This is a genomic window from Aureibacillus halotolerans, from assembly GCF_004363045.1.
GTDB lineage: Bacteria > Bacillota > Bacilli > Bacillales > DSM-28697 > Aureibacillus > Aureibacillus halotolerans.
This window is the reverse complement of sequence record NZ_SNYJ01000011.1, coordinates 97,305-119,957: the sequence shown is the minus strand read 5'-3', so window position 1 is coordinate 119,957 and position 22,653 is coordinate 97,305. Positions and strand designations below refer to the sequence as shown.

General features: G+C 43.4%; 25 protein-coding genes. 8 read left to right on the top strand and 17 right to left on the bottom strand.

Annotated elements, in window-relative coordinates:
* Positions 1-3: 3 nt before the first annotated feature.
* Genes aroE through EV213_RS13495 form a run of 3 tightly spaced genes read right to left on the bottom strand, consistent with a single transcriptional unit; the run spans position 4 to position 2,480 of the window.
* Complete coding sequence (gene aroE / locus EV213_RS13505; protein ID WP_133581074.1) at positions 4-834, bottom strand: shikimate dehydrogenase; 831 nt, start codon at positions 832-834, stop codon at positions 4-6.
* A 14-nt stretch (positions 835-848) separates the two neighbouring features.
* Positions 849-1,943 carry a ribosome biogenesis GTPase YqeH gene (yqeH, locus tag EV213_RS13500; RefSeq protein ID WP_133581108.1) on the bottom strand — a complete coding sequence of 365 codons (1,095 nt, stop codon included), beginning with the start codon at positions 1,941-1,943 and terminating at the stop codon, positions 849-851.
* A gap of 18 nt (positions 1,944-1,961) precedes the next feature.
* Positions 1,962-2,480 carry a YqeG family HAD IIIA-type phosphatase gene (locus EV213_RS13495; protein ID WP_243740151.1) on the bottom strand — a complete coding sequence of 173 codons (519 nt, stop codon included), beginning with the start codon at positions 2,478-2,480 and terminating at the stop codon, positions 1,962-1,964.
* Between the two features lie 464 nt (positions 2,481-2,944).
* On the opposite strand from EV213_RS13495, the gene sda reads away from it, so the two are divergent.
* The 8 genes from sda (at position 2,945) to sigK (ending at position 9,722) form a co-directional block, all read left to right on the top strand.
* The gene (gene sda / locus EV213_RS13490; RefSeq protein ID WP_133581072.1) at positions 2,945-3,085 is read left to right on the top strand and encodes a sporulation histidine kinase inhibitor Sda; all 141 of its coding nucleotides are present in this window, start codon (positions 2,945-2,947) and stop codon (positions 3,083-3,085) included.
* 392 nt (positions 3,086-3,477) lie between these two features.
* Entirely contained in the window at positions 3,478-5,820 is a 2,343-nt protein-coding gene (gene mbhE, locus EV213_RS13485) for a hydrogen gas-evolving membrane-bound hydrogenase subunit E (protein WP_133581071.1), read from the top strand.
* A 2-nt stretch (positions 5,821-5,822) separates the two neighbouring features.
* A complete protein-coding gene (locus tag EV213_RS13480; protein ID WP_133581070.1) occupies positions 5,823-6,161 on the top strand; it encodes a Na(+)/H(+) antiporter subunit C in 339 nt (112 codons plus the stop codon).
* Complete coding sequence (locus tag EV213_RS13475) at positions 6,151-7,647, top strand: Na+/H+ antiporter subunit D (protein WP_341770353.1); 1,497 nt, start codon at positions 6,151-6,153, stop codon at positions 7,645-7,647. The genes EV213_RS13480 and EV213_RS13475 overlap by 11 nt, the downstream gene beginning before the upstream one ends.
* A gap of 6 nt (positions 7,648-7,653) precedes the next feature.
* Positions 7,654-8,130 (top strand): Na+/H+ antiporter subunit E, encoded by a 477-nt coding sequence (locus tag EV213_RS13470; RefSeq protein WP_133581069.1) that lies wholly within the window; start codon positions 7,654-7,656, stop codon positions 8,128-8,130.
* Positions 8,127-8,468 (top strand): Na(+)/H(+) antiporter subunit F1, encoded by a 342-nt coding sequence (locus EV213_RS13465; protein ID WP_208112758.1) that lies wholly within the window; start codon positions 8,127-8,129, stop codon positions 8,466-8,468. The genes EV213_RS13470 and EV213_RS13465 overlap by 4 nt, the downstream gene beginning before the upstream one ends.
* Entirely contained in the window at positions 8,461-8,823 is a 363-nt protein-coding gene (gene mnhG / locus EV213_RS13460) for a monovalent cation/H(+) antiporter subunit G (RefSeq protein WP_133581068.1), read from the top strand. The genes EV213_RS13465 and mnhG overlap by 8 nt, the downstream gene beginning before the upstream one ends.
* A 197-nt stretch (positions 8,824-9,020) precedes the next feature.
* Positions 9,021-9,722: an RNA polymerase sporulation sigma factor SigK gene (sigK, locus tag EV213_RS13455; RefSeq protein WP_133581067.1), complete on the top strand. Its 702-nt coding sequence runs from the start codon at positions 9,021-9,023 to the stop codon at positions 9,720-9,722.
* A gap of 327 nt (positions 9,723-10,049) precedes the next feature.
* On the opposite strand, the gene EV213_RS13450 is transcribed toward sigK, so the two are convergent.
* The 14 genes from EV213_RS13450 to EV213_RS13390 form a co-directional block, all read right to left on the bottom strand.
* Entirely contained in the window at positions 10,050-10,286 is a 237-nt protein-coding gene (locus EV213_RS13450; protein ID WP_133581066.1) for a YrhC family protein, read from the bottom strand.
* A 100-nt stretch (positions 10,287-10,386) separates the two neighbouring features.
* Positions 10,387-10,848 carry an S-ribosylhomocysteine lyase gene (locus tag EV213_RS13445; RefSeq protein ID WP_133581065.1) on the bottom strand — a complete coding sequence of 154 codons (462 nt, stop codon included), beginning with the start codon at positions 10,846-10,848 and terminating at the stop codon, positions 10,387-10,389.
* Positions 10,849-10,850: 2 nt separating this feature from the next.
* Positions 10,851-11,543: a 5'-methylthioadenosine/S-adenosylhomocysteine nucleosidase gene (gene mtnN, locus EV213_RS13440; protein ID WP_133581064.1), complete on the bottom strand. Its 693-nt coding sequence runs from the start codon at positions 11,541-11,543 to the stop codon at positions 10,851-10,853.
* A 156-nt stretch (positions 11,544-11,699) separates the two neighbouring features.
* Complete coding sequence (locus EV213_RS13435; RefSeq protein WP_133581063.1) at positions 11,700-12,512, bottom strand: DUF1510 family protein; 813 nt, start codon at positions 12,510-12,512, stop codon at positions 11,700-11,702.
* 168 nt (positions 12,513-12,680) lie between these two features.
* Positions 12,681-14,411, bottom strand: a complete 1,731-nt coding sequence (locus EV213_RS13430; RefSeq protein WP_133581062.1) for a penicillin-binding transpeptidase domain-containing protein — start codon at positions 14,409-14,411, stop codon at positions 12,681-12,683.
* A gap of 815 nt (positions 14,412-15,226) precedes the next feature.
* Positions 15,227-15,700: a transcription elongation factor GreA gene (gene greA, locus EV213_RS13425; RefSeq protein ID WP_133581061.1), complete on the bottom strand. Its 474-nt coding sequence runs from the start codon at positions 15,698-15,700 to the stop codon at positions 15,227-15,229.
* A 39-nt stretch (positions 15,701-15,739) separates the two neighbouring features.
* Complete coding sequence (mltG, locus tag EV213_RS13420) at positions 15,740-16,888, bottom strand: endolytic transglycosylase MltG (RefSeq protein ID WP_243740131.1); 1,149 nt, start codon at positions 16,886-16,888, stop codon at positions 15,740-15,742.
* A 121-nt stretch (positions 16,889-17,009) separates the two neighbouring features.
* Positions 17,010-17,297, bottom strand: coding sequence for a DUF1292 domain-containing protein (locus EV213_RS13415; protein ID WP_133581060.1), 288 nt, complete (start codon positions 17,295-17,297; stop codon positions 17,010-17,012).
* On the bottom strand, positions 17,290-17,742 hold the full coding sequence (ruvX, locus tag EV213_RS13410) for a Holliday junction resolvase RuvX (protein ID WP_133581059.1): 453 nt from the start codon (positions 17,740-17,742) through the stop codon (positions 17,290-17,292). The genes EV213_RS13415 and ruvX overlap by 8 nt, the downstream gene beginning before the upstream one ends.
* A complete protein-coding gene (locus EV213_RS13405) occupies positions 17,739-18,008 on the bottom strand; it encodes an IreB family regulatory phosphoprotein (protein WP_133581058.1) in 270 nt (89 codons plus the stop codon). The genes ruvX and EV213_RS13405 overlap by 4 nt, the downstream gene beginning before the upstream one ends.
* 51 nt (positions 18,009-18,059) lie before the next feature.
* Positions 18,060-20,708, bottom strand: coding sequence for an alanine--tRNA ligase (gene alaS / locus EV213_RS13400; RefSeq protein WP_133581057.1), 2,649 nt, complete (start codon positions 20,706-20,708; stop codon positions 18,060-18,062).
* Positions 20,709-20,946: 238 nt separating this feature from the next.
* The gene (locus EV213_RS13395) at positions 20,947-22,002 is read right to left on the bottom strand and encodes an AI-2E family transporter (protein ID WP_133581056.1); all 1,056 of its coding nucleotides are present in this window, start codon (positions 22,000-22,002) and stop codon (positions 20,947-20,949) included.
* 205 nt (positions 22,003-22,207) lie between these two features.
* The gene (locus EV213_RS20800; RefSeq protein ID WP_166639310.1) at positions 22,208-22,363 is read right to left on the bottom strand and encodes a hypothetical protein; all 156 of its coding nucleotides are present in this window, start codon (positions 22,361-22,363) and stop codon (positions 22,208-22,210) included.
* Positions 22,360-22,560: a hypothetical protein gene (locus EV213_RS13390; RefSeq protein ID WP_133581055.1), complete on the bottom strand. Its 201-nt coding sequence runs from the start codon at positions 22,558-22,560 to the stop codon at positions 22,360-22,362. The genes EV213_RS20800 and EV213_RS13390 overlap by 4 nt, the downstream gene beginning before the upstream one ends.
* Between the last annotated feature and the right edge of the window lie 93 nt (positions 22,561-22,653).

The following is a 22,653-nucleotide window of genomic DNA, read 5'->3' as shown; positions in this document are numbered from 1 at the left end:
TTCTCACCTCGCTAATGCCTCTAGTACGACTTGACGCATTCGTTTTTCTGGCGCCTGTTGTTTTGTCCAATGTTCAAAGGCAAGCGCCCCTTGCCCAACAAACATCCCTACACCATCATGGACTATGCAGCCCTTCGCTTTTGCTTCTTTTAAAAGGGCTGTTTCAAGCGGATTGTAGACGATATCACTTACAACGCTTCCGGCAGTTACCGTATTGAGAGATAGTGGTTGTTCACTATCGTTTGGACTCATGCCAACAGACGTTGTATTAATAATAACATCATACGTCTGCAAAACGACTTCAGCTTCTTCATACGTAAAGATGGTGTGATTTTCTGGATGAGCAGATCCTTTAATGAGCGTTTCTGCCCGATCAAACGAACGGTTAACGATGTCCAGCTTTTGAGGTTTTTTTTCATCAAGCGTGATAAACAACGCCCTTGCCGCACCGCCGGCTCCAACGATAAGCACATTGGAATCCTCTAAAGGTTTTGGCAGTATCTGATTTAATGAGCGTAAATACCCCAAGCCGTCTGTGTTGTAGCCAATGAGCTTTCCTTGATCAATGACCACTGTATTTACAGCCCCAAGCTTTAACGCCAACGGATCAATCGAATCAAGCAATGGCATAATGGCCACTTTATGTGGAATGGTGACGTTAAACCCCTTGACTCCAAGCGCTTTTAGTCCGCGAACCGCCTCTGGCAATTCGGTTGGGTCGACGCTATAAGCAATATAGGATGCGTCAATTCCAAGTGAGGCAAAAGCCTCGTTATGCATGATTGGTGAAAGCGAATGACCAATAGGATGACCAATAAGACCGTATAAATCCATGACATACAACCTCCTTAAATCAAAGGAACACGCTTAAATACCCCAGACGCCTCTGGGGCATGGACACGAACCGTCACTTTATTTTTAGGTCGGATCGTAATCCAACCAAGCCCCGATATCACAATATCGGTTTTTTCAGAGATAGAAAAGCTTTTTTCTTTTAAATCAGGAAAGCTCTCACGTGTTTCTTCAGTTGGTGGTTGCAGTAAACCACCTACATGAGTTTGATACAGCTCGTCAGCTTTTTCAAGCTTTGTTCGATGCAAATGGAGCTCATTTGACATAAAACAGACAACATCTGCTTGATTGTCTACAACATCAAGTCTTGCTAACCCACCAAAAAAGATCGTCTGTGCGGATTGAAGCTGGTACACTCTCGGTTTCACTTCTTTCTTCGGGAAGACGACCTTATAGTCTTCCGCCGAAACAACGTGCGCCATTTGATGTCGATTGATTAATCCAGGCGTATCATACAGCGATTGATTTTGCTCTAACGGTATTTCAATTAGACCAAGGGTAGTTCCTGGATGCGCCGACGTTGTGATCACAGCCTCCTCAGCTGCGCCATATGTTTTTATCAGTTGATTAATGAAGGAGGATTTACCAACATTGGTACACCCGACAACATACACATCACGCCCTTTGGCATATTTAGACATATACGTTGCCGCAGCCTCTACCCCGCGGCCTGTCTGTGAAGAGACAAGTGCTGAGTCGACGACCTTTACGCCCCAATCTCTGGCTTGTCCTCTCATCCACTTCCTCACTTTTTCCTCATTAATGGACTTCGGAAGTAAATCCACTTTATTCCCTATGAGCAAAATATCGTTATTGCCCGCAAAACGTTGTATTCCTGAAATCCAACTTCCTTGAAAATCAAAAAGATCAACGACTTTAACAACAAGCGCTGGTTTTTGCGAAATAGTGTTGGCTATTTCCAAAAACTCCTTTTCGCCAATTGCGGTCGGAGTCACTTCATTATAATGACTAAGTCGAAAGCAACGGCGACAAACAAGTTGCTCTCGTTCCAAGGCTGATGCCGGAGCGAACCCTGGGGCATTTTCATGTTCTGTCTGGATGGGAACACCACATCCAGCACACACAAGCATATCATCTCTTTGCAAAAGCTAATCCTCCCATTTTACCAAACCTTTTTTCTTCATAAACGTCAGCAACCGTCGTTCAATTTGACGATTCACTCTAGTGATGAGACCGTCACTTTTTGACACAGGCACAACTAGAATTGTTTTCAAACCTGCCCTGTTGCCACCAAATACATCCGTAAGCAATTGATCGCCAACAACGACGACCTCTTCTTTTTTCAATCCCATATCTTTGATCGCACGTTTAAACGCTCTTCCCATTGGCTTCCGTGCTTTGTATATAAAAGGCACACCTACGGGTTCAGAAAATGAGGTGACCCTTGCCTTCGAGTTATTTGATATGATCGTAACCAAAATGTGGTTGGCTTGCATCGATTGAAACCATTCGAGAAGCTCTGGTGTCGCATCATCTCTATCCCACTCTACTAACGTGTTGTCTAAATCTGTAATAACCCCTCGTACGCCTCGTTTTTTTAAAGCCGCTGGAGAGATATCATACACATTATTTACATGTTCATCTGGTAAAAACCATTTCATCAACACTATCACACCTCATTTACTACGCTTATCTTATCATAACGAAATGAACTCCGTCTTTCAAAACAAGACCCCTTGACTCATCGTTCGACGAATTGATGAGATTTCATTTGATGAGGTCGTTTTATTTAAGTGATTACCCGAATAAATGAACGGTTTAACCAAACACGCTCTCGCCGTATCCGCTCACTATGAGATTGTCTCAGATGATTGACTGAACCACAAATTTTTTTTCGACAAAAAATTCAGGTCCTCCCTCTGTGTATAACATTATTCACAAAATACATACTGAAAAATCAATACTTAGCGCGTTTATTCACAAGTCATACACAGGTTATCCACGACGAGTTGTGGATAACAGAACAGTTGTTCTTGTTCGTTATTTCTGCTATTGTAGAAATTAACCAACTTACCATGATATGCACACGAAAAACTTTCATTCATACTTTGTATTTTCGGGAGGGTTGGATGTGAAACAGCTGACAGATGAATTGCTTCTAGAATCTTATTTTAAAGCAAGTGAGTTAAAGCTGAATCCCGAATTTATCCGATTGATTGAACAGGAAATTCGTCGGCGATCCTTACATGCGAAAATCAAATTAACATCGTAATTTAAAAGACCATACTCTGGCCAGTTCTCTGTGGCTAGAGTTTTTTTATTTTTTACTCAACTTTCGCACCTTCATTTATCAGACATACTTAGATTTAAATGGGTACTCCTTCAATTAATTGTTGTGCTTACTTTTTATATTAGCTGCCATACGCTCGCTTTCACCGTACGGGTGAAAGCGAAGTATTTTGACGAAGCGATAGTTCTCACCTTGCTTCTACTAAGACACAGCCAGCGTTGAAGATGACTTTTACACTGCGAAAATTATGTTTATTATAAATAGGTAGACATGCGATTTTCTTTTTGATCAAGCTCGTCATTACGACGTAAAGCTTGTAGAAGCAAAGATAATGCGCTTAAAATAGAAGCAAGCGTTTGAAGGAGGTTACTTTTATGCATTTGCTTCACATAGCGTTATTTTCCCCGATGTTTATTGCCTGTTGTATTCCCTTTCTTTCCCGCTGGAAAACAGCTGTTCATACGGGGTGGTTTGTCCTCCCGCTTCCTCTGTTGCTATGTGGTTATTTTATTTCATTACTTCCGAATGCGTCATCAGCTCCGAGGTTTGTTTCAATCCCTTGGATTCCCTCATTAGGGATAAACATTGATTTGTATGCAGATGGGCTCGCATTGCTTTTTGCGCTGCTGATTACCGGCATTGGGTCGTTAGTAACGTTTTATTCAATCTATTATTTAAAGAAAACCGAAGAGCTAGGGCACTTTTATACATATCTTGCTATCTTTATGACGGCGATGCTTGGGGTCGTTCTATCTGATAACATTTTCATTCTGTACACTTTTTGGGAACTCACAAGCCTTTCTTCATTTTTGCTCATTGGCTTTTGGAACAAAAGAAAAGGCGCTCAATATGGTGCACAAAAATCATTGTTCATCACTGTAGCTGGAGGACTTTCACTTTTCGCAAGCTTTCTCATCATTTTTAGTGTTACAGGGACGTCATCCATACGAAGCATCATCCTACAATCAGATATGCTTTTGAACAGTCCCCTTTTTCCTGCCATACTGTTGTTAATGCTCCTCGGCGCCTTCACAAAATCGGCGCAATACCCCTTTCATACTTGGCTGCCTGATGCAATGGAAGCACCAACGCCGGTTTCTGCTTATTTGCATTCGGCAACCATGGTGAAAGCTGGTATTTATCTCGTTGCCCGCTTTTTGATTATTTTTGCAAGCAGTGATTTATTTTTCTTGATGGTTACAGGAGTCGGACTAGCAACATTATGTTGGGGTGCCTTCCTAGCTCTTAGACAAACGGATCTGAAAGCCATTCTAGCCTACTCGACGATTAGTCAGCTCGGCATGGTCATGGCGATGCTCGGATTTGGCACCAATACTGCTGTTTTCGCTGCAGTATTTCACCTCTTCAATCATGCGACCTTTAAAGGCTGTTTATTTATGGTCGCTGGCATCATTGACCACAAAACAGGCACTCGGGATATCCGAAAGCTGCGTGGTCTATTGACCTTTATGCCGATTACCGCGACACTCGCATTTTTTGCTGCCTTTTCTATGGCAGGTATACCAATGCCTTTGCTTAATGGCTTTTTGAGCAAGGAAATGTTTTTTAAGGCGGCCACTCAAATCGGGGAAGGTTCTTTGCGTGAAGCTGTTGCCCCTTTCATTCCCGTCGCTGCGGTCCTAGGAAGCCTATTTACGTTTGCTTATAGTATGCTGCTCGTTTTTTCACCTTTCACTGGAAAAGTGGTCAATACTCGTGAGCAGACGCCTCAAGAGCCCGGTGTAGGGATGCTCATTTCCCCAGCCCTTCTTGCCTTGTTCATCGTGGGCATTGGCCTTTTTCCGAATGTGCTAGGTGCCATTGTACTCGTCCCGGCAGCAGAAAGTATTTTAGGTGGCACCACGTCTAGTGACATATCCTTTTGGCATGGCTTTTTTAATGTTCCGTTTCTGCTCTCCTGTCTCGTCGTTATAGTGGGCACGATTTTATACATGACGAGACATCGATGGAACAGCATTTATCATATTCTGCCTGGCAAATTAAGCTTTGATACACTGTATCAATTCATCCTCACAGCCATAGGGAAAACTGCTAAAACGACGAATCGTATCATGATGACGGAGTCGTTAACGGACTATTTTCGTATCGTGATAGTCGTGTTTGTTGGTCTTGCCGGCTACACGTTGATTCGCTCATTAGACCTATCGTTTGTAACATCACATTTGGCAAGTGGGGAGTTCTATGAGTATGCCATTATGGCGATCGTTGCGCTCAGTGCTTTAGCATGCGTCTTCATTCACCATCGTATTGCCCTTATTTTAACTGTTGGTGTCACAGGATACTGTGTGTCTTTACTGTTTGTTGTTTTACGTGCACCTGACCTTGCCTTAACACAACTCGTTATCGAAACCGTAACAGTCGCCCTTTTCTTACTTTGTTTTTATCATTTGCCTGAGATAGGAAAGATAAAACAACGAGCGATCAGCAAAGGGCTGCAAATCATACTATCTGTCTCCGTTGGTGTGATTGTTGCAGTCATAGGCATTGCTTCATACAGTGACAGTGGTCAATTTGAGAAAATCTCTACCTATTTTCTAAAAACCTCTTACGCTCTTGGTGGTGGAGACAATGTCGTCAACGTTATTCTTGTTGACATGCGTGGCCTCGATACCCTGTTGGAAATCACGGTACTTGGTTTGGCCGCATTAGGCATCTACACAATGATTCATGTCCGAGATAGAGAGAGGCTGAAATAACAATGGAATATGCGATGTCGATTTTAGCTGGTTTGTTGTTTGCCATTGGTGTTTACTTTTTACTGGAAAAGCAATTACTCAAAGTGATTATTGGCACGGTTTTACTGTCACACGGGGCACATCTAATGATTTTAACGATGGGAGGCTTAAAAAAGGGGGCTCCACCTGTGCTGGAAGATTATATTTCCAGTTATACGGACCCACTTCCTCAAGCACTCATTCTAACGAGCATTGTTATTTCGTTCGGGGTTACATCCTTTTTACTAGTACTCGCCTACAGAACGTTTAAGAAAACAAAAACCGATCGTGTGGATCAACTGAGAGGTTCAGATGATGATTAGCAATAGTGTTGTCCTTCCACTGCTTCTGCCATTTATCGCTGCCATCTTGGCTGCTTTTTTTCCAAAACGAATGGCATTCAATCGCATTTTTTCACTTATAACGTACGTTGTTACTCTTTTGATCTGCTTGTTTTTAGCACAGCAGGTGTTTGCAAATGGGGCTCTCGTTCTTGAGACGGGAGACTGGCAGGCTCCATACGGGATCATTCTTGTGGCAGATCCGCTTGCCAGTGTTTTGATCATCATTACACAGCTTGTTGCCCTTGCCACAGTGCTGAATGCCAGACAAACGCTACATTCCTATGAAGAAAAGGCTTATTTTTATTTCTTTTTCAATTTGCTTATTGTCGGTGTAACCGGGTCTTTTTTAACAGGTGACTTGTTTAATCTATTTGTTTTTTTCGAAGTGCTATTAATGGCTTCATACGGTCTGATTGTATTAGGTGGCCGAAAAGCTCAATTTAGGGAAGCAGTCAAATACATTTTAATTAATTTGTTCTCTTCCATCCTTTTTGTCATGACGGTCTCGTTTGTGTACGGCATTACTGGAACTGTGAATATGGCCCATATTGCTCAGCGAGTGCCAGAACTTGCCGATAATGGAGCTATCACAGGTGCTGCCATCCTATTGTTTATCGTGTTTGCAACAAAAAGTGCCCTATTCCCTTTGTATGTTTGGCTTCCTAAGTCATATATTGCACCGCCGACTGCGATTTCGATCGTCTTTGGTGCTCTCCTGACCAAGGTTGGCGTTTACGCCATCTTAAGGGTGTTTACGATTTTGTTTCCAGGACTCTCCGATTTTACTAGCGTTCTCTTTCTAGTTATTGCAGGTGTAACGATGGTATTTGGCGTTTTAGGTGCGCTTTCCACAAACAACGTCAAACTCATCATTGCCTACAATATCATTCCGTCCATTGGCTTTATGATGATGGGCATTGGTATTGGTACAGCAACGTCTTATGCCGGCACAGTGTATTATCTTATCAATGACATGGCACTCAAAGCAGCGCTGTTTCTTTTAATCGGTGTTCTTGTCACTTTGGCGGGGACGACAAATCTAAAGCAAATGGGGGGATACATTCGTCAGGCTCCATGGGCTGGTTGGTTGTTCTTCATCGCCTGCATTACCTTAGCAGGTCTTCCTCCCTTTAGTGGGTTCATAGGAAAATATTTATTGTTGCAAGCGGCTTTCGACAATGGCCATTACCTACTCGGCGCCGTTGCCTTGCTTACAAGCCTATTGATTTTATTTTCCGTCCTACGCATTTTCATTTACGGGTTTTGGGGTGAGAGCGATGACTCCCCACCCAGCGACTCTAAAAATGCCGCAGCGCGCTTCCGATCCATCGTTCCTGCGGGCATCCTTCTATTGTTCACCTTATTTTTAGGTCTTGGCGCTGAATTCGTATTGCCGTATATCGACGTCGTGTCCCACTCATTGCTCAATCCTGAAAACTATATTACACCCGTATTGAAGGAGTGATACCTCATGGCCATACAGCTCTTGATTACAGTCATCATTGCCGTTTTATGGATGTTTTTACAGGAAACCTATACGATGCAGACCTTTGTCGTAGGGATTATTTTTGCTGTAGTCCTTTTAGTCATGCTACGACGGTTTGTTCCAGGGAGACTTTATTTCATAACGATATGGCGATTTTTAAAGCTGGTTCTTGTTTTCTCAAAAGAACTTCTCATCGCAAATTGGGATGTCGTAAAAGCCGTCTATTCACCACGTATGAACACAAAACCTGGTATATTCAGGGTTCATACAGAGCTGCGTTCTAAATGGCAGATTACGCTTCTCGCGAACCTCATCTCCCTAACGCCTGGAACACTTTCATTGGTCGTTTCGGATGATCGTACGGTGTTATACATTCACGCGATGGACATCCACTCGACTGAAGAATCGGCACACAACATCAAAAATACGTTTGAAAAACTGATAATGGAGCTGACTGAATGATGATGGATGGATCAATTTTGCCTGTGGCGATCACCATTTCAATGGGAATTGTCAGCGTCTCACTGCTCATGCTTTTTATTCGAGTCGTTATTGGACCAACCATGCCAGATCGAGCAGCAGCATTAGATGCAATTGGAATTAATCTAATCGCCATGATCGGGTTGCTTGCCATCCGAATGCAGACCATTCATTTTAATGACGTCATTTTACTGATCGCCATTATAACGTTTATTGGGACAGTGGCTCTGGCCAAATTTCTCGTGAGTGGCTCCGTCATAGATCGGGAGATGGATAACTCGAACAAACCAAGAGAAGAACGGAGGAACAGTGATGAGTGAACTTATTGTCAGTGCACTACTCCTCATTGGGGCCTTTTTTCTCTTTTCAGGCTCGCTGGGTGTCCTGCGCTTTCGTGACGTCTACAATCGCCTCCACGCGGCGACCAAAAGCTCAACTCTAGGCATTATTGGCATCTTGCTCGGAGGATTTATCTATTTTTGGCATGAGAAAGGGATTGTCAGTGGAAAATTGCTCATTGGTATCTTTTTCGTAATGCTCACAGCACCCGTTGCCGCACATATGTTGGGACGCGCTGCTTACAAGCTCAAAATTCCAATGCAAGACAACACCATTCATAATGCATTGAAGGAAGATGTGCATGATGAAGAGAAGAACCAGGAGACGAGAGGATAAATTGAGCATTTCACCTCAATGTTCCACGATTACTTCTGATAAGAGCCCCATAATCATAGTAGGGAAAGCAGAATTCTGCTTTCCTTTTTTGATTGTCTCGCCCCTTCCTCGTTTTTCATACCGATTAAGTATGGACAGACACGGGCAAGCCCACAATTGCATAAGGTGGGATATATGGCCACAACGGGGGTGTTTCAATGATTCTTACATCAATTGGTATTGCGATAAAAGAAGTGTTGCTATTTGTCTCCTATGTAAAGAACAATGCGTTTCCACAGCCTTTGTCAGCGAAAGAAGAATCGTATTACCTGGACCGTTTAGCTGAAGGTGATGAGGATGCTAGAAATCGATTAATTGAACATAATTTACGCCTTGTAGCTCACATTGTAAAAAAATTCGAAAACACTTCAGAAGAACAGGAGGATTTAATTTCCATTGGCACGATCGGATTAATTAAAGGTATTGAAAGCTATTCTAAGGGCAAGGGCACAAAGCTCGCCACGTATGCAGCCAGGTGTATTGAAAATGAGATACTGATGCATCTTCGAGCGATGAAAAAGACGAAAAAGGATGTTTCCTTACATGATCCAATTGGTCAGGATAAGGAAGGCAATGAAATCTCATTGATCGATATACTTAAGGCTGAAACAGAAGACGTTGTGGATATGATTCAGCTTCATATGGAGCTGGAGAAGATGAAGGAATTTTTGCATGTTCTTGACGATCGTGAACGTGAAGTCATTACCCACCGTTTCGGGTTGGGCGTTCAAGATGAACTTACTCAAAAGGAGATCGCTCAACAGCTAGGGATTTCTCGGAGTTACGTCTCACGCATTGAAAAAAGAGCGCTTATGAAATTATTCCATGAATTTTATCGAAGTCAGCAAGCCTCGAAATAAATATCATGTTTGTCATTTGTCTAGTCACCAAAAGTCTTGTTCGCATACAATGCTTATAAAACTGGCGGTGAGTTTGTGGGGTACTGTAACGGATATTACCCGTATTATGGCTATCAAATGGACTGCGAACCGATTTGCTCATATGGCCCTCCAACCTGTCCTTCAAGTGGCGGTTTTGGGAGCGGCATTTGGTTATATTGGCTAATTATCATCCTAGCTATTTTACTGCTTATTTTCGGCGCATATTGGTGGAATACCTACGATGAGTAAAAAACGAGACAATTAAGAAACGGATGAGCATTCTCGCTCATCCGTTTCTTACTGTCTTTATTCATCCTCACTCACGCTGGCGAGGTGTTTCCCTGCGACGATGGATCGTCGAAAGGCAGCAAACGCCAAAAGAAGTGTGATGCCCGTTCCAAACATCATATATACTGCTGGAACAGTGGTTGTTGGCATAAACACGCCAATATAGAGAAAAACGCTGACGGCTAGCATGACGTAGCCTAACGTTGCATTGTCTTGCTTAATTTCCTTCAATTTCTTCATTGATTTTGATGCCATAAAAGACTCGGCTCCTTTGTATCCATGATAGTTTCACTGTATCATAGAAGCCAAAAAGAACCGAGCAGAGATCAGAGGCAAAGCTTGCAGGATTTAACGCTTAAAATACATTTTTCCATTCAGCACGTTTGTCGAGCATTTTTTGTGCTTCCACCTTTGCGCCTTCTAGACTATGGCTAGCAGCATATCCACATTGCACTTCATTGCAAGCGGGTACTTCGGTTGCCGTAAGAACATCCTGGAGTGTTGCTTCAATCACTTGCCCGATATGATCAAGATCGCTATCGTTTAGCACGGAAAAATAAAAGCCTGTTTGACAACCCATAGGCCCTAGATCGACGACTTCATCATGATGATTGCGCACAAATTCTGCCATCATATGCTCTAATGAATGCAGTGAAGGCATTTCCATATGCTCTTTGTTTGGCTGGCAAAAACGCAGATCGTATTTATAGATCTTATCCCCATGCGTGCCGTCTACTTGCCCTGCAAGTCGGATGTAAGGTGCTTTGACCTTCGTATGGTCAAGGTTAAAGCTTTCCACATTCATTTTTTTCGTCATTATTATTTCACTCCTTCTACAAATTGATGAATCACTTTTGCCGCATTGATCGATGCGGTTTCCAAAAATTGCTCAAACGACACATTGGATTCTTTGCCTGCAATGTCGGACAACGAACGAATCATCACGAATGGCACGTTAAATCGCTCGCACACTTGGGCTATAGCAGCTGCTTCCATTTCAACAGCCTGCACGTCAGGAAATTGCTTCTTGACCTCCTGAACCTTTGTCGCGTCACCCATAAAAGAATCCGAAGAAGAAACAATCCCCTTCCTCGCTGTGAGACCGGTTTTTTCTGCGATCGCAATGGCTTGCTCACTGTACCCAGGGTGAGCAGAAAAGACGGCTGGCATACCTGGCACCTGGCCGAGAGCGTAGCCAAAAGCAGTGACATCAACGTCGTGGTATTGCACGGCGTCTGCTACCACCACATCCCCTACTTGACTCGCTTCATTGAGTCCTCCTGCCGACCCAGTATTCACAATCATGTCTGGAGAAAATGTCTGTACTAATAACGTCGTGCTTACAGCTGCATTTACTTTGCCGATGCCAGATTGACACAACGTCACGGTGTTTCCTTGTATCGTGCCTTTGTAAAAATGGCAGTCTGCGATCTGCACCTCTTGTGAAATCTCCATATGATGCTTTATGGCATCAACTTCTTCTTTCATTGCCCCGATAATTCCAATATGCATAATTCACACCCCTACAGCATTCTGTTCAATAGCTGTATTGTATCAAACAAAGGCTTGATTTGACCACAAGCATGTTTGTCGGAATAAATGCATTTTACTCTTTAGCGCTCTATAAAAAAGAAAAACCTGCGAATAATCGCAGGCTTCTGTTCCTTCTTATCCTTGGTCGTTTTCCTTCAAACGTTGCATTTCTGTAACCTGCCACCCTTTATTCGGCACCCATTGCATGTAGAGCCTAAAGAAAGCCGATTGGTCGTTTGGACTTACGGTTGCGACAACATGATTGGTGTTCCCGTTGTAATTCCCATTCCACCAAATCGTAATGTCATTCTTCGGAAGACCCGTTGCTAATGAGATCACATCAAGTCGTTCTGCACCGTCTGTAGAATTGACATCAAAATTCGTCGTGTGTTCTCCAGACTGTGAGGTTCCTGTAGGTCCCCAAGGCCCTTCCATCACTTCAAGAACATTCGGGTCGTCGTTTGAATCAATGATGAGTGGAGCAGATTCCTCTGAACCAGTATCCGCTTCGCCCTCATTCCCTGTATTCCCGTCGCCTTCTGTACCTGTATTCCCCTGTTCCTCATTGGAACTAGTAGGATTCTCCTGCTCTTCGCCGGATTGATTCGCGTCCTCACCACCTGGGCTAGTTACAGCGGTGTCAGGATCTTCAGGTGATGGCGAATCATCAGGGGTCTCTTCTGTATCGTCAGTATCATCATTTGTTTCATTAATATTTATTGAATCGTCTGGTTCAGATGAGCCACCTTCTTCTGTAGACTCTTCTTCTCCGCCACCGGAATTTCCTTGTGGTGGAGCAGCTGTATCATCGCTTCCTGGTGACCACCATGTAATAATGAAAAAGAATAAGATCAGCATACAAACGAAACCGATTAAAAAGTTGAGCACTCGGTTGGCTGTCCTTTTCTTCTTTTTGCGTTCGAACCGTGGTCCATCAAACTTGGGCATCAGATATCCTCCTTCTTCCCTCAAACACTTAACAGGCCATCACCTTTAGTGTCATGGCATTTTATGCAGATAACCCAATTTACCTGCTATGGAACAACAATCGTTTGTTGTATTCTATCATGTTTTCGTCATAGAATACATGTTTTTAGTCGTATCTTGTCAAATACATTATTCTTTGACACCAACAAGACTCTCCCCCAATTTTCTGAATGTGTTGTAAGCACTATCATCCCCTGAAGATGTGTCCAAGGCGACCACAACAACGGCAAAGCGTGGCTGATCCAATGGATAATAGCCTGCAAACCATTTGTGCACATCCGCTCCATGACCAGTTTCAGCTGTCCCACTTTTTCCAGCGACTCCCCCTTTGATCGTTTGAAAGGATTGTCCAGTTCCATCTGTCACAACTTTAGCTAGTAGCGCATTGAGTTTTTTATATGTAAACATTGCCAAACCTTCCGCGCTTTCCTCAGATGGAAACAAGTAAAATGGCTGCCCATTTTTATATTGAATTTCTCGAACAGCCTTTGCTTTATAAACGGGCCCTTGCCGTGCAATGGCCGCCATCATATTCGCAATCCCTAAAGGCGTGATTTTCACATTTTTTTGCCCAATAGCCGTCTGTGAAATAGCTTTTTCAACATATTTATCTGCCTCATCTCCCCAAAGCGTTGGTAATGCTTCATCGGGAAAATGAGCGACAGAGTGCAACTTATACAGATTTCCTTCAAAACCGGCTTTTTGTGTTACCCCTAGCTTTCTTGCATACGTCTCTAAAATCGTAGGATCTTTTGCCATTAACTCATTGGCTAACGTTGCAAAGGTATTGTTACAGCTTTGAGCAAAGCTGTCTGCAAAGCTCAACTTGCCAAGCTCTCTAACTTCAGGCCCATCCCCATACATGTTTTTGTCGCAGTCAAACATACGGTCATGTATATTTAAGTGATCAATCGCCGCAGCTGCAGTAACAATTTTGAAAATAGAGCCGGGAAATGCCGGCTCCGTCATATAATTCAATGCCCCAGGACCCTCCAATGGAGCGTCTTGCTGCTTCTTAGGCCGACTCACCATCGCCAATACTTCATTCGTCGCTATATCTAGGACGACAACGCCTCCCTTTTTAAGGTGTGATTGATCAACATGGTGTTCGGCAACGGCTTGTATCTGTTTATCTAAAGTGAGTTGTACCTGAAGGGGATAAAACGTATTTCCATCTCCCATATACTTCATTTCCGAACCAAAGATCGGGTGACCAAACAAATCCACATGATATAACAGCTGCTCTTTTCCTCGTGATATTAATAACTCATCAAACGCTTGTTGGAGCCCTGAAACACCCGTTTCTGTTGCTGGAACAATCGTATGATTAAACTCCTCTGGGTATCGTTTTTGCAACAGATTGTCATTTTCTCCAAGCGTGCCTATGACATGAGAAGCGAGTGATTGTTCATTTTGTGACGTAGGTATCATTAAAAAGCCGCCATGGCCAACGACAGCAAGCGATGCTGCTCTATTTTTTTGAACATGGATCAGCTTGCCATCCTTCTGGAGAAAGAATGGCCCTTCATTGACTTCTATTTGATGGATAATATCGGATGAATGCAATTGTGTAGCCTCTGCAATGGCATCGATTCGGTCAGTTGATGAGGCAAGAGAAGGAAATACGAGGATGGCCAACTGTTCATTTTGCCACGGGGCATCATTTCGATCAATAAACGTTCCTCTTCCTTCATCTAAAACAAATGTCTCAGTACGCTGAGCGACACTCTCCTTAATTAAGTCGATATTATGTGCAGAAAAATGCGTCGTACGTACCACTTGAATATCAAACAACCGCCCACCTAAAATCAGAAGCATTAGTAAAAATAGGATTCCAATCCAGCGCATTCTGCGTTTCATCGAAAGCCCCCCTTCATTACCAGTGTGACCAGTTCCAGCTTGATTCAATCACAGGGGTCCTCGTGACTAGTGCCTCTTCAGGTAACGTAGATTTTATTTAATTTTATGATGTGTTGTGCTTGCTCGCTTGCTAATGGCCATTTTGAAAACATTCTCTCTAGGCAAACGCCTATACGTTCGCTTTCACCCTAAAGGGTACAAGTGCAACATCGACTCGAGAAGACCTCGTCGTGTTTTCTTTGCCACCGAGTCTCATTAGTAGCCACTTTTGTTTATGATAAAGGGCGGATCAAATGAAATCGACCTTTTATGGTTTCACTTGATTCCGTTACCAAACGAACTTCGTGTAAAAGGTACTAGGTGACCTACCTTGTAACAATGCACTTACCTGCCTTATATGGTTGCAACACGGCTTTTCACCCGCTCTACGAGACCGAGACACAATAAAAACCATTTTGCGCAGAAGCAAGCCCCAGCGAAGTCAACATACGTAGACTCTAGCGGGATTAGCGCGAGCTGAAGATCCCCTAGGAAAGCCTGCTTTCCTAGGAAGCTGAAGCCGTGCCCCGCAGAAAGCGAAGTATTTTGATGGAGCGGTCGTGATTTCTTTGCTGCCGGAGAAAGACCTTGTTGGTTCATTTTTGATCATGACCAACTACATTAGTGGAAAGTGCACTAGCATGAAATCTCACACTTACTGAAGCAAGGCACATATACGGTTAGCTTCAAATGGATGTCTTTTCAATCGATACAAAAAAAGCTGCCCTAAAAGTCATTTTAGTGACTTTTAGGGCAGCCTTGCTTTGGCACTCTTATTAGTGAATGTTCGTTATTTTTACGGAGATTTCTCCACCTGGGGTATGAACGTTCACTTGTTCGTCAACTTTCTTCCCAAATAGGCTTTTAGCCATAGGTGAATCGTTTGAGATTTTCCCTTCAAACGGATCTGCCTCAGCACTCCCGACAATGGTATAACTTTCCTCTTCCCCATCAGGCAATTCCACGAACGTGACTGTTTTCCCTAATGAGACCATATCAGTGTTTTTGTCTTCTTCAATAATTTCAGCATTTCGAAGCATGTGCTCGATTTGTGAAATGCGAGATTCAACAAAGGCTTGCTCATCCTTTGCAGCATCGTACTCAGAGTTCTCCGAGAGATCTCCAAAATCGCGTGCCACTTTAATTCGTTCAACCACTTCTTTTCGCTTTTCTGATTTCAAAACAGAAAGCTCATTTTCCAATTTCTCTTGTCCTTCAAGCGTCATAAAAAATTGCTTGTCTTCTGCCATATCCCTTCTTACACTCCTTCATATCTGATGTCACTTTTCTCAATCTTGTTCAGCAGATTGCTGTTCTTGCACAGCTTCCCATTCTGAACGATATTGGTTTTTTAATGTATTATGCTCTTCTAGCGTTTCTGAGAACAACACTTCTCCATTTGGTCGTGCATAAAAGTAAATTGCATCGGTGTCCTCAGGGTTCAAAGCCGCCTCCAAGGATGCTTCACCCATATTGGCAATAGGACCAGGGGGCAGCCCCGCATTTTGATACGTATTGTACGGTGACTGCACTTCTAAATCATCAAGTGAAATTCGAACCTTATGCTGATCTAGCGCATAGAGAACGGTCGGATCTGTTTGTAATCGCATATCGCTCTGAAGTCGATTCATAAAAACCCCGGCAATTTTTCTCCGATCCGTACTCTCTGTCGCTTCCTCCTCAATCAGAGAAGCAAAAGTTAACAGCCTATGAGCCGACATGTCTTCTGGCATTTGGCCCGTGTATCGACGCACAACCTCAGACATTTGATCGACCATCTTCATCACAATGCTTTCAATTGATGGCGACGGTTCGTAAAACGAATAGGTTGCAGGGAACAAGTAGCCTTCCAAAGGATGTTTTATCTCCGGCTTTAAAATGTCGTCGGTTAGTAGATCTGGATACTTCGACATAAGCGAAGAAATGAACTCTTCATCATTAAGTGTTGCCATCACTTCTTCTTCCGTAAAGGAGGTGTTGTTCGAAATCGTTTCGGCAATCTGATCGAGTGATTGACCTTCTGGAATGGTTAGTTTAAATTCCGCTTCTTGTATGATTTTCCCTGTTTTTAACTGTGAAATAATGGTTTCAACATCCATGGATGGACTTAATTGATAGCTTCCAGCTTGAAAGCCTTGTTCATTTTTATATTTTACATAATATTTAAAGACCTGTGCATCCTTAATGATCCCTTTTCCGGATAAAATTTGACCAATTTTCCCTGGAGAGGATCCAATCGGAATGGTTACGTCGATAATTTGATCGCTTTCTGCAGCAATCGGCGCAAGCGAACTTTTTATATAAAAATAGCCACCTATTCCAACAGTAAGAACACCTATAAAAATGATTGAAGCTACAATTGCAACAATCCGTCGCACCATTCCTGCTTCTTTTTGTCTACGAAGCTTTTTCGTTCTTTTCAATTTTTTATTGTCCAAAGGCGTTGCCTCCTTCCATCTGCATGCTCCAATGAGCGCTTTAGGAAGCTTTCATTTTTAATCAGAAGAAAAAGCATTCAAGCGTCTAGACATGATCGCCTGATGCTTTTTTCTCCTTCGTTTAAAGGTCTTGTTCGTTTGTATACGTGTTGATCATTTCCTCAACCATTTCCCACTCTTCATCCGTCTCGATTGGGAATAAGGCAAAGTCTTCGGGATCATCACCGTTTTCTTCATAACGGAAGGCAAACACCTCTACATCTCCTTCGTCGTCCTCGCCTTGCTCGGAAGGTGTAACGACAATATAAGAGGTTTCAGTTGCATCCACATCAAAGCTGAAAACGACATCGAACAAATGCTCCTCACCGTTTTCATCTGGGATGATAATACGTTCTTGTTCTTCACTCATCCAAAACACCTCCACTTACAGCAGAGCTACCCTTAGCATCCAAATAAGATTGGAGGATCAGGACAGCTGCCATTTTATCAATCACTAGCTTTCTTTTATTACGTCGAACATCAGCAGATATCAGCATTTTTTCTGCTGATACTGTTGTAAGTCGCTCATCCCATAGCACAACAGGAATGCCCACTTTTTGTTCAATACGTTTGGAAAAAGCCTCTATCGACTGTGCCCTAGGACCAATTGTCCCATTCATGTTTTTTGGCCAGCCACAAACGATTTTTTCAGCATCATAATGAGCAATCCACGTTTTTAACTTTTCGATGCTAACGTTGGGCTGTTCATCACCAGATGCAATCGTTTCGACCCCCTGTGCTGTCCAACCAAGTTCATCAGATACAGCAAGACCAATCGTCTTCGTACCTACATCAATCCCTAACAATCGCTTCACTCGTTGGCTCCCCTTTGATTCTCTAAATAATACTTCACTAAAACTTCGATAAGCTCATCTCTTTCAAGCTTACGAATCAAATTACGAGCATCCTTGTGACGAGGAATGTAGGCAGGGTCCCCTGACAACAGGTACCCTACGATTTGATTGATCGGGTGATAGCCTTTTTCCTGTAAGGCATCATAAACAGAAAGCAAGACCGTTTGGACATCAGTATCCAATGGCTCATCTTGAAAATTAAACTTCATTGTTTTATCAGAACTCATGGCCACATCACGCTCCTATGATGATGCTCATTTTTCCCAGTTTCACACATTTCACGCCTTCTGTAAAGTATCGTGAACCAAGTCTTCGACAGAAGCTATCGCTGCTGGAAGTTTCTCAGGCTCTTTTCCACCTGCTTGGGCCATATCTGGTCGTCCTCCACCACTGCCTCCGCACATGCTAGCAACGGCTTTAACAATATCACCAGCGCGTAAGCCTTTCGGATGAAGGTCCTTTGTTACACCTGCGACGATATGGACTTTGTCCTGCGATGCGCTACCAAGAACGATCACTGCAGAGTCAAGCGATTGCTTCAATTGATCTAAACGTTGACGAAGTCCATTCATATCAACGTCACTCATCTGCACGGCAAGCACTTGAACGCCTTCAATTGTTTTAACTTGCGAGAGAACATCGCCGCTTTCCCGGGCCCCAAGCTTTCCTTTTAAGGACTCATTTTCTCTTTCAAGGCCACGTAATTCATTGACGAGATTCGTTGCTCGGTCCACTACAGTTGAAGGACTTGCTTTCAAGGTTCCTGCGATTTGCTGTACTTTGTTGGCTTCTCCTTGCAAGCGTTCAAATGCTGCTTTGCCAGTGAGCGCCTCAATCCTTCTCGTTCCAGCGCCAATGCCTGATTCTGACTCAATCACAAACAGACCGATTTCTGCCGTATTGCCGACGTGACATCCACCACATAGCTCCACAGAATAGGAATCTACAGAAACCACACGGACACGATCACCGTATTTTTCACCAAACAAAGCCATGGCGCCTTTTTCTTTGGCAGCAGCCAAATCCATTTCTTCAATTTGCACAGCCGTTGCTTCCCAAATCTGTTCATTTACTTTTTGTTCGATGACCCGTAAATCATCAGCACTAATCGCGCTGAAATGGGAGAAATCAAAGCGAAGACGATTTGGCGAAACGAGGGAACCCGCTTGATTAACATGTGTTCCTAAAACATCCTTTAACGCCTGATGAAGTAAGTGAGTCGCTGTGTGATTTTTCACCGTCGCCGATCGCGTAGTACGGTCAACTTTTGCGTCGACTACATCGCCTAATTGAACCGTTCCAGCTTCAATAACGCCATAGTGTGCATTTTGGCCATTCGGTGCCTTTTGTACGTCATTGATAAACACACTTCCATTCGCGAGATGAAGGTAGCCCGTATCAGCGACCTGCCCACCGCTCTCTGCATAAAATGGTGTTTGATCTAAGATGATGACGACTTCATCGCCTGCCGACGCTGATTCGACGATCTTTTGTTGTGAGATCAAGCTGGCTACAGTCGCTGTCGTCGACGTGTCCGAATACCCAACAAACGAGGAATTGACTGTGATGTCTCCTAAAACGCCGCCTTGAATTTGCATGGACCCTTTATCCTCACGAGCGTTTCTTGCGCGATCTTTTTGTTGATTCATTTCCTTAAGAAACTCATCAAGATCTACACCAAGACCTGCTTCACTTGCATACTCCTCAGTGAGCTCTACAGGGAAGCCGTACGTGTCATACAACTTAAAGGCATTCGCACCACTTAAGGTTGTCTCACCTTTCGCTTTTAATTCATTCAGCATCTCATTTAAAATGCTTAAGCCCTCTGAAAGCGTCGCATGGAAACGTTCTTCCTCGGTTTTTACAACCTGCTGGATAAAGCTGTTGTTTTTTAACACATCCGGGTAGAATTCGGCCATATTTTCAGCAACTACATTGACGAGTCGGTACATAAACGGCTCTTCTAGCCCAATGATTTTTGCAAAACGAACCGCGCGGCGAAGCAATCTTCGCAACACATAGCCTCGACCTTCATTCGAAGGCAACGCACCATCAGAAACAGCAAAAGCAACGGTCCGAATGTGATCCGCAATGACTTTAAATGCGGTATCGACCTCGTTACTTTCTCCATACCGATTCGTCGTTAGTGTTTCCGTATAACGAATGATTGGCAAGAACAAATCAGTGTCATAGTTTGTTTTTGCTTCCTGAATGACGCTGACCATTCGTTCTAGTCCCATGCCGGTATCAATGTTCTTTTTAGGCAGTGGGGTATATGTGTGATCAGGATTATGATTAAATTGCGAAAAGACAAGATTCCAAATCTCGAGAAACCGTTCATTTTCACCGCCTGGAAACATTTCAGGGTCGTTTTCGTCTAACAAGCCGTAGTCGTCTCCGCGATCAAAGAAGATTTCTGTATTTGGTCCGCTTGGGCCTTCACCGATATCCCAAAAGTTTTCTTCGAGACGGATAATACGCTCTTCTGGGAGCCCGATCTCCTGATTCCAAATCGCAAAGGCTTCATCATCTTCTGGGTGAATGGTTACAGACAGTTTGTCTGGATCAAACCCAATCCACTTCTCGCTCGTCAAAAATTCCCACGCCCAATGAATGGCCTCTTTTTTGAAATAATCACCAATAGAAAAGTTGCCGAGCATTTCAAAGAAAGTATGATGCCTTGCCGTTACACCGACATTTTCAATATCATTCGTTCGTATTGATTTTTGTGCGTTTACAATCCTCGGATTCTCAGGAATGATGCGGCCATCAAAATACGGTTTAAGAGTGGCGACGCCAGAGTTTATCCAGAGCAATGTTGGATCATTCTTTGGCACGAGTGAAGCACTTGGTTCGATGGCATGTCCCTTTTCCTGAAAGAAATCGAGAAACATTTGCCTGACCTGATGAGAATACAACCACTTCATTACAAAACAGTCCTTTCCAAATGCCATGAGTGTTAAGAGGAATGGCAGGCTTTTTTTGCCACTTGCTCTACGTATAAAAAAAACACCATCATTCCAAAGGAACGAGAGTGCAGCCTTCGTTCTATGCACCTGTGATAGAGAATCGAAAATCGACCTCTTTTCACTTTCGAGGGTGCAATCCCTGCGTTGTTTTGATGCATTCAATCTGCGGATATTATAGTCAATTCCACCGCTTTTGTCAATTCAGCCATGCGTTTCTGCCGTGTTGCCATATAATGCGGATGACTGCAGCAGCCGGGATTGCCAACACCATGCCGACTAATCCAAAGAATTCACCTGCAAGCAAGAGGACGAAGATAACGACGACCGGGTGCATATGCAAGCTTTTTCCGACAACAAGCGGGGATAATACATTGCTTTCAAGCAATTGAATCACAACGACGACGCAAATGGCAAACACAGCTTTTGTTGGGGACATAGCAAACGCGACAACAAGAGCCGGAACCGCACCGATGATTGGTCCGAAATAAGGGATTACATTCGTTAAACCAGCAAACACGCCAAGTAGAATCGGAAATTGAAGCCCGATGATCCAATACCCTAGCATAGCCGCCCCACCGACAGCCGCACAAACAAGCAGCTGTCCGCGAATGTAACTACCTAAGGACGCGTTGACTTCTTTCGCAAACACTCGCCCCTCCCGATGCCACTTATTCGGAACAAAAGAGACGACGGCTTTTTTCACCTGTGGGTAATCCTTTAGCAAGTAAAACACAATAAAAGGAACCATAAGGAGCAAAAGCATTTCATCAAGGTTGTTTTGTGCTGTGTCCAAAAAACCATTCAATAGAACTTGTATCCATTGTTCTATGGAGGCGATCATTCCCCAAATTTTCTCCTGAACCCCATCTGGGTAATGCTCCGTATAATCGGATAAAGTGTAGAGCAAATCACGATAGGTGTTTGCCAAAGATGGGAGTTGCTCTGAAAACGCCCGCACCTGCATGAGTAGAAAAGGGACACCACGGTAAATGCCATAGCCACATGCCCCAAAAAACAACAGAAAAATGCTTCCTACCGATAACGTTCTTGAGAGTCCAGCACGCAGCAAATATTCGATCAACGGATGGAGCAAGTATGTAATCGCAATCGAAATGAAGAAAGGCACGAGCACCTTTATTGCCTTCGTGGCATAGGGCAGCCACACTTCCGATAAGCGCCACAGTAGAAATAAAATTGTTGCCGCCAGTAATGCATTGGTGAGCCATACTAGCCATACTAAGGGCTTTCCCATAAAAGAGATCTCCTTCTATAAAATGTTCAAGCTCAAAACCTGTGGACACCTTTTTGCTTAAATGAATTCCCGATTAGTTTAGATGGACGTTCAGTAACATAGCGAATAAACATTCACTTTGCTTTATGATTCGAATAATTATGAACAGACATTCGACTGCCAAAAAACCGATCTCCACACCATGTGAAAATCGGTCATTTTTTTGCTACTTTGTAAACTGTTTGACGCGTTTCTTCAGCTTTTTGTAAGTGGCAGGCTTCATCCAAGACATATAAGACGGTTTTTTTTCTCTTCTCATAAATACGGTGGAAAGCATGACTGCCCCAAGACCTGTTGCAACAGCGGAAACGGTTGTTTTCATGGAATCCTCCTTTGGTCTAACATCAACTGCTCTTCTGTAAATAAATCGTCTAACGTGCTTAGTGTCCCGTCCTCTTCCACTTGATGAGTGGATAAGCGATTTTGATGAATGCTCAATTCGATATAACATCCCCAGCAATAATACTGGTGGACACCGATTTTCCCGATATCCTTGGATCTGCAATTCGGACATTGCATGGGTGAACCCCTTCTTTCAACGGTTTTGTTACGACCATTGATGCCCGATTTTTTGCATTGCTATACGTGAGAACGGGGTGTCGTTTAGTCTAG